Origin of the sequence: Streptomyces sp. x-19, from assembly GCF_046549115.1 — a bacterium.
GTDB classification, from domain to species: Bacteria; Actinomycetota; Actinomycetes; order Streptomycetales; family Streptomycetaceae; genus Streptomyces; species Streptomyces albulus_C.
In genome coordinates this window covers 502988-518661 of record NZ_JAJPWK010000005.1, presented here as the reverse complement: position 1 = coordinate 518661, position 15674 = coordinate 502988, and the positions used below count along the sequence as shown (strand labels likewise).

Annotated in this window: 10 protein-coding genes; 6 read left to right on the top strand and 4 right to left on the bottom strand. The window is 71.8% G+C overall.

What is annotated here, in order from left to right; all coding sequences use genetic code 11:
- Positions 1-92: 92 nt before the first annotated feature.
- Together ACLJT4_RS16925 and ACLJT4_RS16920 are read right to left on the bottom strand one after the other, a co-directional pair.
- On the bottom strand, positions 93-836 hold the full coding sequence (locus ACLJT4_RS16925; protein WP_233659964.1) for a FadR/GntR family transcriptional regulator: 744 nt from the start codon (positions 834-836) through the stop codon (positions 93-95).
- Positions 837-1074: 238 nt separating this feature from the next.
- Complete coding sequence (locus ACLJT4_RS16920; protein WP_411123147.1) at positions 1075-2232, bottom strand: Dyp-type peroxidase; 1158 nt, start codon at positions 2230-2232, stop codon at positions 1075-1077.
- 87 nt (positions 2233-2319) lie between these two features.
- Here ACLJT4_RS16920 and ACLJT4_RS16915 point away from each other — a divergent pair, with 87 nt between their 5' ends.
- Complete coding sequence (locus tag ACLJT4_RS16915) at positions 2320-3657, top strand: right-handed parallel beta-helix repeat-containing protein (protein WP_411123146.1); 1338 nt, start codon at positions 2320-2322, stop codon at positions 3655-3657.
- Positions 3658-3664: 7 nt separating this feature from the next.
- Here the strand turns inward: ACLJT4_RS16915 and ACLJT4_RS16910 are convergent, their stop codons facing one another.
- Entirely contained in the window at positions 3665-4345 is a 681-nt protein-coding gene (locus ACLJT4_RS16910) for a hypothetical protein (protein WP_411123188.1), read from the bottom strand.
- Between the two features lie 307 nt (positions 4346-4652).
- Positions 4653-7052, bottom strand: a complete 2400-nt coding sequence (locus ACLJT4_RS16905; protein ID WP_411123145.1) for an SdrD B-like domain-containing protein — start codon at positions 7050-7052, stop codon at positions 4653-4655.
- A 1523-nt stretch (positions 7053-8575) separates the two neighbouring features.
- On the opposite strand from ACLJT4_RS16905, the gene ACLJT4_RS16900 reads away from it, so the two are divergent.
- The 5 genes from ACLJT4_RS16900 (at position 8576) to ACLJT4_RS16880 (ending at position 15673) form a co-directional block, all read left to right on the top strand.
- Positions 8576-10054 carry a sugar transferase gene (locus tag ACLJT4_RS16900; RefSeq protein ID WP_411123144.1) on the top strand — a complete coding sequence of 493 codons (1479 nt, stop codon included), beginning with the start codon at positions 8576-8578 and terminating at the stop codon, positions 10052-10054.
- A 79-nt stretch (positions 10055-10133) separates the two neighbouring features.
- Positions 10134-11459, top strand: coding sequence for a nucleotide sugar dehydrogenase (locus tag ACLJT4_RS16895; RefSeq protein WP_411123143.1), 1326 nt, complete (start codon positions 10134-10136; stop codon positions 11457-11459).
- Positions 11449-12729, top strand: a complete 1281-nt coding sequence (locus ACLJT4_RS16890) for a glycosyltransferase family 4 protein (protein WP_411123142.1) — start codon at positions 11449-11451, stop codon at positions 12727-12729. Before ACLJT4_RS16895 ends, ACLJT4_RS16890 begins: the two co-directional genes overlap by 11 nt.
- Positions 12726-14123, top strand: coding sequence for a polysaccharide biosynthesis protein (locus tag ACLJT4_RS16885; RefSeq protein WP_411123141.1), 1398 nt, complete (start codon positions 12726-12728; stop codon positions 14121-14123). The genes ACLJT4_RS16890 and ACLJT4_RS16885 overlap by 4 nt, the downstream gene beginning before the upstream one ends.
- The gene (locus ACLJT4_RS16880; protein WP_411123140.1) at positions 14120-15673 is read left to right on the top strand and encodes a Wzz/FepE/Etk N-terminal domain-containing protein; all 1554 of its coding nucleotides are present in this window, start codon (positions 14120-14122) and stop codon (positions 15671-15673) included. Before ACLJT4_RS16885 ends, ACLJT4_RS16880 begins: the two co-directional genes overlap by 4 nt.
- The last annotated feature ends 1 nt before the right edge of the window (position 15674 follow it).

Genomic DNA, 15674 nt, shown 5'->3' with positions numbered 1-15674 from the left:
CTCTTCACGCTGCGTGCGCATACGGCGGACCCGCCGCCCCTGCGCGGGGGCGGCGGGTCCGCCGTGCGGGCACGCAGCTCGGAGGACTGCGCCTACGACTCGTTCTTCAAGAGCTCCGCCACGGCTTGCAGATGCCGCCGCATGCGGTGTTGCGCGAGCGGAGCGTCGCCGGCCACGATCGCCGCGACCATCGCCTGGTGTGCCTGGTGGGACTCGACCGCGGCCTCGCGATTGCCCTCGTCGGGCCGGCCGTCGGACTCCCACTCGTCCTGCACCATGTCCTGGTCGAGCTGGGCCAGCACCTCGACGAAGAGGGTGATGGCCGGATTGCCGGCCAATTCGGCGATCACGCGGTGGAGATGCCGCGCGTGCCCGAGGGTCACCCCCCGCTCGATCAGCTCCCGCTCGGTCTCCAGCGCCTCCGTCAGGCGCGCGATGCCCGACTCCGTGAGCTTCTCGATCGCGGTGGTGACACCTGCGAGTTCGAGGGCCATCCGCGCCTCGAACAGCTGGCGCCGGTTGACCGCTGCGTGCCGGAGGTAGACCCGCGCGGCGTCGCGGACGATGCCGGGATCCGGTTCGGTGACGACGAGGCCGCCGCCGGGCCCGCGCCGCATCCGCGCCATCTGGTGATGCTCGATGAGCCGGACGGCTTCGCGGAACACGGCGCGGCTCACGCCGTAGCGTTCGATCAGCTCCCGCTCGGACCCGAGGACCGACCCGGTGCGCCAGCCCTCCTTCACGATGTCCCGCTCGATCAGCTCCGCCACCGTCTCGGCGAGTCGCTGACTCCCCCGTCCGGCAGGTGCCGCGTCACTCTTGCCGTCACCCGTCATGGCCCATGCCTGCCCTGTCTGAGAATCATTACCTCGACACACCCGAGCGCATAGAGAGCACTCTTTCTACACCCCATCATAAGTGAGCTGGGGCAAAGTTCGCGCCACTCTCCAGATGGGGCCGAATAAGTAGCCTCATCTACCGGTGAGCATCGGCGCGATGCACGGCAGCGCCCCACCGCGGTGCTCGACGGAAGGCGCCCGGTATCGGAGTCACCGTGCGCCAGGCGCGCACGGGTCAGCCGAACAGAGCGGAACCGAGCGGGTGTTGCCCGTCGAAGCCGGGGAGGATCAGGAACGTCGCGCTGGCGGTGGTGGTGGTGAACCGCAGCAGCGCGTCGGAGGTGTCCATGTGGGTGAGGGTGGCGGTGAAGGTCCGCAGGTCGTTCTGGAAGCTGATGAAGAGCAGGCCGGGGGCGGGCGCGTCGGTGGTGTAGGAGCGGCGGAGCATGAGGCCGACGCCGACCACGGTGGGGTTCGCCCTGCGCACGTGCGCGTCCGCGGGGACGAGATAGCGTCCGTCCGGTGTCTTGGCTCCGAGTTGCGGGCCCGCGGCGACGGTGCCGCCGGAGAGGGGGACGCCGCTGGCCCGGCGCCGCCCGAAGACCGCCTCCTGCTCGGCCGTGGACAGGGCGGCGAACCGCGGCAGGTCGAGTTCCATGCGCCGCAGTACGGCCAGGGTGCCGCCGGCGACGGCGGGGGGACCGGCCAGCCACAGGTCGCGTTGCTGTTCGGTGGTCGTGTGCGGGCCCACGATCCCGTCGATGAAACCGAGCGGATTGCGCGGCGCGGTGCGGCCGTTGCCGACGGGTACGTTCGCACCGCGGCGCGCGGACTGCCGCCAGCGTTCGTGGACGCGGTCGCCGGCCTGGTGCAGGAGCGCGGAGGCGACGACCGGCGGGAGCAGCGCGTCGCTGGCGCAGATCTGCAACATCAAGTCACCGCCGCGGGCCTGGGGGTCGATCCGCTCGCGGGAGAATCCCGGGAGGTCGGCCGCGCCGGGCAGCGAGGCACCGGCCGCGCGCACCAGCCGGGGGCCCACGCCGACGGTCACGGTGAGGTCGCCCGGCGGCAGGCCCAGCAGTCGCCGGTCGGTCCCCGCCACGAGCGTGCGGATGGCCTGGCCCAGTTCGGCCAGCAACGGCCCGACGGCCACGGCGCCGCCGACGTCGGCCACCACGGCGAGCAGGTTGGGCTGCGCCGGCTGAGGGAGCGTGATGCCTGCCTGATGGCGGCCCGTCAGCGGAACCGGCGGGGGCGCGGCCGCGGCGGTGGGGGGCTGCCGGTCCGGCCGGGCTGAGTCCGCCGTGCACCCTGCGGCCAGTCCGGCGGCCACCACGGTGCCGGTGGTGTGGAGGAACGTGCGGCGCGACGGCTGGCGATCGGCTTGGTGCATGGGGTGCAGAGTGCCACACCGGAATCGCGGATGCGGCTCAACTTCGCTTTTCTGGCGAGGGATTGGGCATCGTGCCAAACTGGGATCATGTCTCGATGGGCTCTTCGTGCGGTGGCGACGGTACTGGGCACGCTGACGCTTGTGGTCGGCTGCGGCGGCGAGGGAGGGTCGGGCAAGGGCAGGCGACCGAGCGGTGCCCAGGTGACGATCCGCGTCCCCGGCGATGCCCCGACGATCTCCGATGCGGTGTCCCTCGCTCGCTCCGGTGACCTGGTGCTGGTCGCTCCGGGCGTCTACCACGAGTCGGTGCAGGTCGCCACGCCTGGTGTCACTCTCCGTGGGGAGTCCCGGGACAAGGTCGTCATCGACGGGCGGTTGCGGCAGCCCAACGGCATCGTCGTCACGGCGCCGGGGGTGGCCGTGCAGAACCTCACCGTGCAGAACAACACGCAGAACGGGGTCCTCGTCACCGGCTCGGCGAAGGCGGCCGCCGGTCTGCCGGGGGCAAGTGGTGGCTACGACACCGGCGATGAGCCCGTCACCTTCCTGAAGTCGTTCCTGGTCTCCTACGTGACGGCGACCCGCAACGGCCTGTACGGCATCTACGCGTTCTCCGCGCAGAACGGCGTCATCGAGCACTCGTACGCGTCGGGCGGGGCCGACTCGGGGATCTACGTCGGACAGTGCAAGCCCTGTCGCATCGTGGTGCGGGACAACGTCGCCGAACTCAACGCGGTCGGATACGAGGGCACCAACGCCAGCGGAGACATGTACGTGATCGGCAACCGCCTGGTCGGCAACCGGGTCGGGCTCACCACCAACTCCGACCACCAGGAGAAACTGCTGCCGCAACAGGGCGCCGTCCTCGCCGGCAACCTGATCGCCGCCAACCAGCAGAAGGCCACCCCGGCGCAGGCGGACGGCGCGTGGGGCATCGGCATCGGCGTCGACGGCGGCAGCGACAACCAGTTCGTCCGCAACCGCATCGCCGACAACGGCCATGCCGGCCTGGTGATCACGGCGACCGCCGACATTCCTCCGGTCGGCAACCAGGTCGTGGCGAACGCGTTCACCGGCAATGGCGTGGACGTCGGCTGGACGTTCCCCACCGCCACGCGGGGGCGGGGCAACTGCCTGCGCGGCAACGACCTGCGCAGCACGGTGCCCGCCGTGCTCGCGACGACCGCGCCCTGCCCGCTCCCGCTCAAGTCGACCTCGCCGAGCGGTAGTTGGCCGAGGCCGACGGCGCCCGCCGGCATCCCGTTCACCGAGGTCGCCGCGCCCGGTCCCCAGCCGCAGTTCCCCCACGCCACCACTGCGGGCGCCACCACCGTCCCGGCCGTTCCGTCCCTACCGGCAACGGCGGACGTCCCGCTGCCGCCGGCGTCCCTGCTCGCCGCGCACGCACGAGTGCGGACGTCCTGAACGGCGGCTACGACCTCGGGGTGACTCCCGGTGCGGGCTCGACCGGAACGTACTTCTGGGGGCCGAAGTCGATGACCACCGGTTGTGTCTCGGAACCCACGCTGATCCGGACCCGGTACATGGTGCCGTCCTCGCCGACCCAGTAGCGCACGGTGCCCGCCGTTCCGGCGCGGCCACGGGAGTACGGCCCGGTCATGACGTCCACCCGGTGCCCGTCCACCTCGTCCCGTCCCCACCAGGCGGCGCCGTTCTGCGGCAGCAGCTGGGCGTTGTCCGGTCGGTCGCTGGCGAGGTTGAGCGCGATGGTCAACGAACTGTCCAGTGCGCTGCCGGATGACTGCAAGGGACGGTTGTACCAGCCCGAGCGGGGCGGCGCGGCGGGTGCCTGCGCCGGGGCATGCGCCATCGGGTGGACGAAGACCGAGGCGGCCGTCCACTGGATCAGCCCGTCGCTGGACGTGTCGCGTCCGGCGCCGTGCACCACGCCGTAACCGAGCTTGCCTTGGAAGTCGAGGGATCCGGTGACGACGAGCCCGCCGGCGGCGCCCGGCACGGTGATCGTCACCGTGCGGCCGTGCGCCTGGTAGTTGCGGAACCGCGTGATCGCCAGCCTGTTCGCCTCGTCCGACGTCAGTGCGCGCTGACCGCTGTCACCCGAGCTGCCGTCGACGATGGCGAACGCGGCCACCGCGGCCAGCGCCGTGCCGATGCCGATGCCGGCTGCTGCCCAGCGTGGCCGTAGCCAACGGCGCCGGCCGGCCGCACGGCCCGGTGGGGCTTTCTGGGTTCGGACGCTTCGCACCCGGCTCGACGCTGACACTCTGCTGCTTCACCCTCTCCGTCACCGCACTGCTCGGCCGCCGTGCGGTCACGGCGGCACTCGGCAGGCGGTGTCAGACGACGCCGAGGCCGGCCCTCGTGGGCCGGCCAAGACGTGAGCCGCCCGACCGCGCCCGCCGGGACGCGGGCGGGCAGCTCACCGTTGTTCCGTTCGTTCAGTGTTGCCGGGCCCGGCGCTTGCGGCTCACGAAGGCGAGGGCCAGGCCCCCACCCACCAGCAGGCCGACGGCGGCGAGCATCTCCGGCAGCCGGGACATACCGGTATTCGCCATCGATCCCGAACTCCCGCCGCCCGGTGCCGGGTTGGCGGGCGGCGCGGGCGACGGCGGCGTGGAGGCCGGAGGCGCGGACGGAGTGGGCGTCGGGGTCGGCGTCGGCGTTGCCTTCGGGACGTACACCCCGGCGTCGATCGTGTGGTCGACCCCGCCCGGCTTGGCCGGCGCCGTGACGGGAGCGAAGCCGTTGCACGGCTTCCCGGTGGTCGGCGGGGTCACGTTCGAGTCGTGCGCACGGTTGGCACCGGCTCGCGGGAGCGTGAAGCGCAGCTCGCTCGTGGGGGGTTGGCCGGGCACCTTGCTGGTGTCCGCGGTGCACACGTCGAACTGCACCGTGTACTTCGCGCCCGGTGTGAGCTGGTACGCGGCGCCGACACCACCGAAATAGTATTCACCGGCGGCATCGGTCCTGGTCGTGGCGACCTGTTTGCCGTGCGCGTCCAGCAGGTTGATCGTCGCCCCCGGCAGCAGGGGTTCCCCCGGGTCCTGGATCCCGTTGTGGTCGCCGTCGAACCACACGAGGTTGCCGATCTGGATCGGTGCGTTCGCCGCCGTGTAGGCGATGTCACCGAGCCCGCCGGCCTTGCCGAACCCGTTCTGTTCCTGACCGATGAACTGGTACGCGTTGGCGGCCGGACTGTTGCCCGGGCCCTGACCGGTCGCGATGTCGTAGTAACCGGTACCGGCGGTTTCGATGTTGACGGTCGGGTCGAACTCCGTACTGACGACCCATTGTTGCTGCGGGATGTAGGCCACCGAACCCAGCGCGGTCTCCTGGTGCCCGCCGCCGAAGAAGTCGCCCGGGAAGTATTCGACGACTCCGCCGTCCTCACCGCCGTCGTTGGCGGGGGTGGCGTGGTTGGGGCACTTCCCCGTGCCTTCCCACGCGTATCCGCCGCCGGGATCGGCGCAGGCCATGGTGATGTCCCCACCGGACATGCCGAGTTCCGGCGTGTTGTTGTCCGGGCGGGGGTCCAGTCCCTTCGCGCTGAGCACGTCCATGAACCGATCGCGGAAGCCCAGGATCATCGAACCGTCGCGGGCGAAGGCGAGGGAGGCGAGCTCCGGCTGCGGATCGATGAAGGCGCCGCCCAGCTTCCGTTGGTCCCACGTCTCCAGGCTGGTGTTCCACGGATTCCAGTGGGTGGCCTGGGCGACGTTGCCCGCACCGGTGAAGACGGTGCCGCGCTGGTCGGTGAGCACGTGGGTCAGCACCGTGTTGAACCGCTTGCCGTCGTAGGCGTAGACGACGGCCTTGAGGTCCGCGCGCTGCTGGGTGCTCTCCGCGTCGCACACGCCGCCGACGTAGAGCGTGTTGTCGTGGACGGCGAGACCGAACGGTCGCCAGTCGCCGGCGCTCGCGCACCCCGGGTCCGGGATCCGCACCGTGGCCTTGGGCCCCGCGGCGGTCGCCCCGGTGGCGTCGAAGCTCACCAGGCTGCGGGTCCGCAGGTTCACCGCGTACAGCGTGGAGCCGTCCTCCGACAGGGCCAGGCCGCCGATGCTCTCCTTGCCCGGTGCGTCGGTGAAGCCGGGGTCCTTGATCATGTTTGCGGTGTCGTGCTGCGTGGACGTGGCGCCCGGCACCTGTGCGAACAGCTCCGGTGCACCGGAGCCGTTGGTCGGCACCGTGTAGATCGCGCCGCCGCCCTTCGGCCCGTACGGGGCGTACCGGCGGGCGAACGCGCCCTGGAACAGCCGGTTCTGGTACTTGTCGTACGCCAGCCCGAACGTCGTGCCCACCTGGGCCTGCGTGGCCAGCGTGGTGGGGCACGACACATCGCCGGGACACGTGCCACGGACCTTCGTCCCGAACGCCACCAAGGCCCGGTTGTCGGTTCCGTTGGCGCCGTTCTGGACGGGTACGAAATACCGCGAGTCCGGCAGGGTGTAGTCGGCCGGATTCCAGACGCCGGTCACCACCGAGGCGTTCTTGCCGCCCGACACGTCCACGAACGACGTGAAGCTGTTGAAGTGGTTCTCCGCCGTCGACGCAGGCGCCGCCTGCAGGTGGTTGTCGTACGGTGCCGGAATGCTGACGTCGACGCGGTATCGGCCGCCGGTCAGCGTCGTCGACCGCGACACCACGACCTTTCCGGTGGTGTCCGTGAGGCCGGTGACGACGTGCCCGGCGCGGTCGGACACCTGCACCTTCATGCCCCGCTGCGGCACGTCCATCGTCGTGTTGATCACGCCGGTGCCGAAGAAGTCGCGCAGCACCTGAACCGTCAGTGTGCCGTCGGTGGTTGAGGCGGCGGCCGGTCCAGCCGTCGCCCCCATGGCGCCGCCCGCCAGCAGAAGAACAGCTAACCCGGTGCGCGCCAGGGGCGCCGCGAGCCTTCGGGCCGGCCGGCCCGAATCTCTGCCCACTTGGTTCATGGCATCACGCTCCACACTTCTCTCTCGACAGGAAGACGAAGTACCTACTTCTCGCTGCGCGTCCACTTCTCGGCACCCGGACACGGGCACCGGGAAACGGGAAAGCGCCCACTGCTGGTGAGGGGAAGGCTTTGTGGATTGAGGCTGTGACAGATGGTGCTTAAGTGGCGCGGGCGAGGAAAAGCGAACGCCCGTTCAAAACCTCGGGGAGAACCACCCTGCATTGCGTGTTCTTGCAGCTCAACCACGGCACTCCGCCCCCACCGCCCACCTCACCGGCCGCCATCGCGAGCAGCGCGCGACATTCTATGGGCTGACGTCTCGGCGTCACCAGCAGAATCCTGTTATCCATCGGGATCGGCAATAGTCACCGAGCGCCCGGAGATTGGCGACCGGAAGAATATGCGAAGGCGACGTCACGGTCGATGAAGGACGACCGGGCCGCACGCCAGGACCCCGCCGGTCTCCGACGCGGGGCGCAGGGGTGTCGCGGGCGGCACCGAGGACTCCGGTGTCGCTCGACCGCAGCACGGCGTGGGTGGGATCGGTCTTCGAACTGGCGGGCGGGTCAGGGGACTTGATCCACGCCGCGGCTCCTGGGGTGTCGCCGCGCACGCGGGGCGCGGGGCCCTCGAAGCAAGAGCCGCAGCTGACACGGCCGGCACCACCACGTCACTCGCGTCACTGTCGCCCGTGCTTTTCTCGCCATCCACAGGCTTGTACCGAGCATCCCGAGCGCGCAACTGATTACTCGTCAAGTCGCCCTCCCCTGACGGGCCTTCCGTGGTGCCGGACCAGCACCTGAGCCCCCTGCGGCCGGGCCCGCTGCCCATGCATGGCCCGATGGCGCACGGCCAAGCACGGCCGGGTGCTGCCCAGTTGGCAGTGCCGCTTCGCCCCGGGGTGGCGGTGCCGGTGGCCCCGGCAACCGCCGTCGCCACAGGTCGCAAGCTGCGGCTTCGTGGCCGGGCACCGCAGGTGGTGACCTTTCCGTGGAATCACCTCCAAAGTTTGGCCACAAGTTGCACACATTCCCCTCTCCAGGTGGGCTCCGATGGTCTACATTGACGCTGCTTCACATGACACCAGGCGACAAATCATGATCTTTAGGTCCGGTGCCACGAACGACCGGCAGTCGTGCCCTCGGCGCCAGACCTGGGGGGATCAATCCTTTGAGCCCGAGAGAGGGTCTCGGGTGAGGGGAGCCTGAGGCTTCGACGGTTTCCGCGCACCTGGGGGGCCGGCACGGCATGCGCGTCCCCCGCTGCCTGGACGGGGCGTTCATGCGGCACCGCACCGGCGGGGATGTCACGCGGGAGGACGGGGCCTCCTGGGGGAGGAACGGCACGGCGGGGGGCGGGCCGCCCGAGGGGAGAAAGCTGTGGAGCGAATACGTCGAGCCCACTGGAGACCTGGGGGGATCTGTGCAGCAGGGGGAACTGGGCAGCCCGTTGCTCTTGGCGCGCGGCGGTCCGGAGAACGGGGCGACCGACCGGCCCGCGACCGACTGGGAGCAGCGGTACCGCCGTACCGTGATCACCAGCGACACCGTGGCCACCGCCTTCGTGGTGGCGGCGATCGGCAACTTCTTCGGGGCCAGGGACGCGGCCAACTGGCACGAGAAATGGGGGATCCTCGCATTCGGCACCGAGTTGCTGGTGCTGGGGTCGCTCGCGGTGAGCCGGTCGTGGGCTCCGGCCGTACTCGGCCAGGGCGCCGAGGAGTTCCGCCGGCTCGGACGCTCGCTGTTCACGGCGACCGTCGTCCTGGCGCTCGGCGGGATAGCGCTCGCCTCGCGCAACATCAAGCTCTGGATATTCGTCGCGATCCCCACGATCGCACTGATCACCATGACCGCCCGGTACCTGCTGCGTCTGTGGTTGCACAGACAGCGGAAGGAAGGACGGTGCCTGCGACCGGTGCTCGCCGCCGGCAGCCTGGCCACCGTGCGCGACCTGATCGCCCGGACCCGCAGGTTCCCGCACCTCGGCTGGCGGGTGGATGCGGTGTGCACGACGGACGGTCGCGGGGCCGTCGGCGACCAACTGGACGGAGTGCCGGTCGTCGGCCGGCTGACGGACGTCGCGGGCCACGTCCACCGCGACGGGTACCGCGTCGTCGCCGTCACGCCGGACCCGCACTGGTCACCGGACCGGCTGCAGCGGCTGGCCTGGAACCTCGAAGGCAGCGACGCCGAGATGGTCGTGGCCCCCGTGCTGATGGAGGTGGCCGGCCCGCGGCTGCACGTCGACGCGGTGCTCGGCATCCCGCTGCTGCGGGTGAGCATGCCGACCTTCACCGGCGGGCACCGGGCGGTCAAAGAGGTCGTCGATCGGATGGGCGCGGCGATCCTGTTGATCCTCTTCGCGCCGCTGATGGTGCTCGTCGCCCTGCTCGTGCTGGTGGACAGTCGGGGCGGGGCGTTCTACCGCCAGCGCAGGGTCGGCAAGGACGGCCGAGAGTTCACCATCGTCAAGTTCCGCACCATGGTCGCCGGGGCCGACGGGGCGCGTGCCGCGCTGGCCGACCGCAACGAGGGCGCCGGTCTGCTGTTCAAGCTCCGCCGGGATCCACGGGTGACCCGGGTGGGAACGGTGCTGCGCCGCTACTCGATCGACGAACTCCCCCAGCTGTTCAACGTGCTCACCGGATCGATGTCGCTCGTCGGTCCACGACCTCCGTTACCGGAGGAGTGCGCCGCGTACGGCCCGGACATCCGGCGGCGGCTGCTGGTCAAGCCCGGGCTCACCGGCCTGTGGCAGATCAGTGGACGCAGCGACCTGCCGTGGGAGGAGGCCGTCCGACTGGACCTGCGGTACGTGGAGGACTGGTCGCTCGCCCTCGACACGGTGATCTTGTGGAAGACCCTGCGTGCGGTGCTGCAAGGGCAGGGGGCCTACTGATGCGCGGGGGGCTGCGACGTCGTACGGCCGGCGCACGGACCGCAGGCCGAAGGTGCCTGCCCGGGGGGAGGAACGCGTCATGAGAATAAGCGTCCTGGGGCTCGGCTACGTGGGCTGCGTGTCGGCCGCGTGCCTGGCCAGCATGGGTCACGAGGTCATCGGGGTGGACGTCAACCAGGTGAAGGTCGACCTGGTCAACGACGGCAAGGCACCGGTGGTCGAGGAGCGGATCGGCGAGCTCGTCGCCGAGGTCGTGCGGACCGGAGCGCTGCGCGCCACCGGCGACGTCCGCGAGGCCATCGCGGGCAGCGAGGTGTCGCTGGTCTGCGTGGGCACGCCGTCGGAGCCCAACGGCAGCCTGTGCACCACGTACCTGGAGCGGGTCACCGCACAGATCGGCGCCGCGCTGGCGGACCGCGGTGGGCGCGGCGGGCGGCACACCGTCGTGTTCCGCAGCACCATGCTCCCGGGCACCTGCCTGAACCTGCTGGTGCCGATCCTGGAGAAGTCCGTGGGCGGCACGGCCGGGGTGCACGTCGGGGTCGCGGTCAACCCGGAGTTCCTGCGCGAGGGCACGAGCGTGCGGGACTTCTTCGACCCGCCCAAGACCGTCGTCGGCGAGCTCGACCGGGCCAGCGGCGATGTGGTGGCGGCGCTGTACGAGGGGTTGCCCGGCGCGGTGTTCCGGGTGCCGATCCCGACGGCCGAGGCGATCAAGTACGCGGACAACGCGTTCCACGGCCTCAAGATCGGCTTCGCGAACGAGCTGGGCGCGGTGTGCCAGGCACTCGGGGTGGACTCGCACCAGGTGATGGACGTGTTCCTGGCCGACCGCAAGCTGAACATCTCCCCCGCCTACCTGCGACCCGGCTTCGCCTTCGGCGGCTCCTGCCTGCCCAAGGACCTGCGCAGCCTGGTCCACGCGGCACGCCGGGCCGACGTCTCGGTGCCGATCCTCGCCCACGTGCTGGCCTCCAACGCCGACCACCTGCAACGCGCGGTGGACCTCGTCGAGCGCACCGGCAAGCGCCGGGTGGGCCTGTTCGGGCTGTCCTTCAAACCGGGCACCGACGACCTCCGCGAGAGCCCGCTCGTCGAGCTGGCGGAGGTGCTCTTCGGCAAGGGGTACGACCTGCGCATCCACGACGCCAACGTCAGCCTCTCCCGGCTGCTCGGCGCGAACCGCGAGTACATCGAGACCCGGCTGCCGCACCTCGCGCAGCTGCTCGCGGACTCCGTCGACGAGGTCCTCGACCACGCCGAGGTGTGCCTGGTCGGGACCAAGGACCCGGCCGTACTGTCGGCGCTGCCCCATGGCGGCGGCCCGGTGATCGTCGATCTCATCCGCCTTCCCGACGCCGAGGCGCGCCGGGCCGAACCGGGGTACGTGGGCCTTGCTTGGTGACACATCGTTCGGTGAGACGGTCAGCGGCGACGGGACGGCCCGGCGCGCGCTGGTCCTGGTGGAGAACCTGTCGGTGCCGTTCGACCGGCGGGTGTGGCAGGAGTGCACGACACTGCGCGACGCGGGCTGGGAGGTCCACGTCATCTGTCCCCGGGGGGAGAAGCGGGACACCGAGCCGGAGGCGGTGATCGACGGGGTCCGGATCCACCGCTACCCGCTGCGCGCGGCCACCGGGGGCCCGGCCGGCTACCTGCGGGAGTACGGATCGGCGTTGTGGCACACGGCCCGGCTGGCCCGCAGAGTCGGCCCGGTCGACGTGGTCCACGCCTGCAACCCGCCCGACCTGCTGTTCCTGCCGGCGCTGTGGCTGAAACGGCGCGGCGCACGGTTCGTCTTCGACCAGCACGACCTGGTGCCCGAGTTGTACCTCTCCCGGTTCCACCGCGGCGAAGACCTGCTCTACCGCGCCGTGTGCGCACTGGAACGGCGGACCTACCGGGCGGCGGACATCGTGCTCGCCACGAACGAGAGCTACCGGGACGTCGCGGTGCGCCGCGGCGGCAAACAGCCGGCGGACGTCTTCGTGGTGCGCAGCGCGCCCGCCGTCGACCGGTTCCAACCTGTGCCGCCCGAGCCGGAGTTGAAGCGTGGCAAGCCCCATCTGCTGTGCTATCTGGGCGTCATGGGCCCGCAGGACGGCGTCGACTACGCCTTGCGAGCCCTCGCGAAGCTGCGCGACGAGCTCGGCCGGACCGACTGGCACGCGGTGTTCGTCGGCGCCGGCGACGCCTTCGACGCGATGGTGGCACTGTCCCGGCGGCTCGGGCTCTCGGAACAGGTGGAGTTCACCGGGCGCATTCCGGACGCCGACCTGGTGCGCCATCTGTCCACCGCGGACGTGTGCCTCTCCCCCGACCCGCGCAATCCGCTCAACGACGTGTCGACCATGAACAAGGTCCTGGAGTACATGGCGATGGGCCGGCCCGTCGTCTCGTTCGACCTCCGGGAGGCGCGGGTCTCCGCCGGTGACGCCGCCGTGTACGCGCCCGCCAACGACGAGGCCGCGTTTGCCCGGCTCATCTCGCAGCTGCTGGACGACCCGGAGGCGCGGGCCCGGATGGGCAAGATCGGCCAGGAGCGGATCAGCGGCCAGCTCTCCTGGCGGAACTCGCAGGCGGCGCTGCTCGCCGCCTACTCCGCTGCCTGCCGGGACCGCACTCCGGCGTCGGCGGGCCACCCGAACCGGACGGGGAAGAGGCCCCGCCGTTGAGCGACGACACGATACGCCTGGCCACGATCGGGCGGATCATCCGTGGGCGCTGGCGGCTCCTGACCGTCCTCGCCGTGGTGGGCGCGCTCGTCGGCTACGGCGCCTCGCTGCTGTTTCCGCCGAGTTTCACGGCGTCGGCATCGGTCCTGCTGCCGGGGCAGTGGGAGGAGCGCGAGCTGCTGACGCAGGTGGACGTCGCGACCAGTTCGACGGTGGTCGACCGTGCGGCGGCCACCCTGGGCTGGGCCGGGGTGAGCGGCAGCGAGCTGCGGGACCGGGTGGGCGCCAAGGCAGCCGACGGGAACATCATCACGGTGTCGGGTACGGCCGACACTCCGGAACGCGCCCAGCAACTCACCGACCAGATGGTGCATCAGTTCGTCACGTTCGCCGCACGGATGGCGGGCGAGAGCGCCGACCCCGAAGCGGCGGCACGACCCGAGGCGCTGCGGCAGACGGTGGTGCAGACCAGCCGCCGCATCACCGAGCTGGCCGACGCCGCCGATCCGGGACGGACCGTGGAGGGCGTGCAGACCCGCACCGAGCTGGCGAAGCTGCGCACCGCATTACAGGAGGCCCTCAACAAGCTGGACCAGGCCGCCCCGGCCGCCAACAAGGCCAACATGGTCGTCATGGGGCCGGCGACCCGGCCGGCCGGCGCGGCGCCACCGACGCGCACGCAGCTCATCGCCGCCGGGGCGCTGCTGTTCCTCCTGCTCACGGTCATCGGCCATCTCACCGCCGCACGGCGGGGTCACCGACTGCGCGCCGCACCGGAGATCGCCGCGGCGCTGGGCTCGACGCTGCTGGGCACCGTCGACGTACCCGAGGAACGACCCGCGCGCCGGCCGGCAGGCCGGGGCCCGTGGGCCCGGATCCGCGCGCTGCTGGACCTCGACGTCCGGTGGGACGCACCCGCCCCGCAGACGTCCGGCGACGAGGCCACCAGGCGGCTCCGCTACCGGCGGCTGTGCGCCCGCCTCCGGGACGAACTGCCGTCCCCCCGGCGGCTGCTGGTCGTCGTTCCGGACGGCGACGAGATCGCCCGCCGGGCCGCCGGGCAGCTCGTCGTCGAGGCCGGGGGCGCTCCCTCCCCGAGCTCCTCGTACAGGGGGTGTCCCGTGCTGCGGACGGTGCGGGTCTCGGTGGGCCGGCCGATGGTGCCGGACCGCGACGACGAGTCGGGTGTCCTGGTCGTGCTCAGCGCGGGCAGTTGGACCGCGTCGGAGCTCACCGGCATCGCCGAGGCGTGTGCGGACGCCCAGCAGGAGGTCGTCGGGATCGTCCTCGCCGGCCCGGTCCGGGCCCGTCCGACGCGGTCCGCGGACCGTCCTCGGGCCGCCGCGGCGCCGGTGCTCGCGCTGGCCGACGACACGACGGGAGGTGCCGGGTGACGACGCGTACGACGTCGGAGTCGTCGGCCACCGCTCCGCTGCTGGACCTCCAGGCGCTGGTGGTGGCGGTGCGGAGGCGGCGCCGCCTGTGGTGCGCCATGGCGCTGCTGGGGCTGCTCGTCGGCGCGGCGGTGGCGGTCCTGCTGCCGACGCCGCCGACCGCGGTGACCAAGGTGCTGGTCGCGCACAAGGAGGACCAGCCGAACGACCCCGGATCCCTGATCCGCACCGACGTCGCGCTGCTGGGGACCACCCGGATCGCCGACGAGGCCCTGAAGTCCCTCAAGTCCCCGGAAAAGCCGGCGGACTTCCTGCGGGACTACCAGGGCACCGGCCTGACCAACAACCTGTTGCAGATCGACGTGACGGGTCACAGCGACGCGGAGGCGGTGGCCCGTGCCAAGGCGCTGGCCGAGGCGTTCGTCGCGGACCACGTGCGGCGGATGTGGGACGCCGCGAAGGCCGAGGCCAAGGCCCTGGACGACCAGCGCGACCGCTTGCGGGACGAGCTCGCCCAGGTCAACAAGGCGATCGGAGACCGAGCGCCGGGCGGCGGCCCGAAGGACTCCGCGAGCCTTGAGTCGCGCTTCGCCCGCCGGGCCGAACTCACGTCGAGGATCGCCGACTTCGACCAGCGCGCCGAGGAGGCGCGCACCGGCACGCCCCAGGTCATCGCCGGCACGCAGATCGTGGACGCCCCGCGCGCGCTGCCACGCTCCCTGGCCAAGGCCGCGCTCACCCACGCCGCGGTCGGGCTCGTCCTCGGCCTCGTCCTGGGGCTCGCGCTGGCCGCGGTCGGCGTGGTGGTGGCGGACCGCCCGGTGTTGCGCCGGGACATCGCCGCGAACCTGGGCGCGTCGGTCATCGCCGAGCTGCCCCGCCGGTCGGGCCGGCCGTGGCAGCGCCGGCGGATCCGGACGGCGCGCGAACGGCTCGTCGCGTCCCTGGCCCGCACCGTGCGCGGCTCCGCCGAACCGGTGTCGCTGCTGGAACTGGGCTGTGCGCGCAGCACGAGCGCGCTCGCCCTGGACCTCGCCGGGGCCCTCGCACCGGACGGGCCGGTGGTCGTCGTCGACGGGCTGCCCGGGCCGCAGCTCGCGGGTCGCCGCCGAAGGCCGGGAGGCCCGAGCGTGGTCGGCGGCGAGCCCGCGGCGGCCGGGTCGCGCGACGAACGCCGGTTCGGCGTGGGCTCGGTGGCGCCCGGCACCGCGTGGACCGACCTCCAGTACCTCGGCACCCGGACCGTGCTCGTCGTGCGGGCCGGGCACGGCAACGCCGCCTGGCTGCACACCGTGGCGCGGCAACTCGCGGACCAGCGCATCGCGGTGCTCGGCGTGGTGCTGATCGACCCCGATCCTCGGGACCGGACCGACGGCACGCTGTGGGACGGGCTGCAGACCGCGCTGCGCGGCCGCAGCGAACGGCCGGCCCGGCAGAACGGTGGGGGTACCTCCCACGCCGTTCAGGCAGTGGGGGAGGGCCGGCCGCGGGCGCAGCTGCAGCCGATGTGCGCGACGCGGGTCCCGGACAACGACCAGGAGGCTCGGTAGG

Bases quoted from the DNA above. Each gene is read 5' to 3' on its own strand.
- ACLJT4_RS16905 (WP_411123145.1), bottom strand. From the start codon at position 7,052: ATGGGGGCGACGGCTGGACCGGCCGCCGCCTCAACCACCGACGGCACA.
- ACLJT4_RS16920 (WP_411123147.1), bottom strand. From the start codon at position 2,232: ATGCACCAAGCCGATCGCCAGCCGTCGCGCCGCACGTTCCTCCACACC.
- ACLJT4_RS16915 (WP_411123146.1), top strand. From the start codon at position 2,320: ATGTCTCGATGGGCTCTTCGTGCGGTGGCGACGGTACTGGGCACGCTG.
- ACLJT4_RS16895 (WP_411123143.1), top strand. From the start codon at position 10,134: ATGAGAATAAGCGTCCTGGGGCTCGGCTACGTGGGCTGCGTGTCGGCC.
- ACLJT4_RS16925 (WP_233659964.1), bottom strand. From the start codon at position 836: ATGACGGGTGACGGCAAGAGTGACGCGGCACCTGCCGGACGGGGGAGT.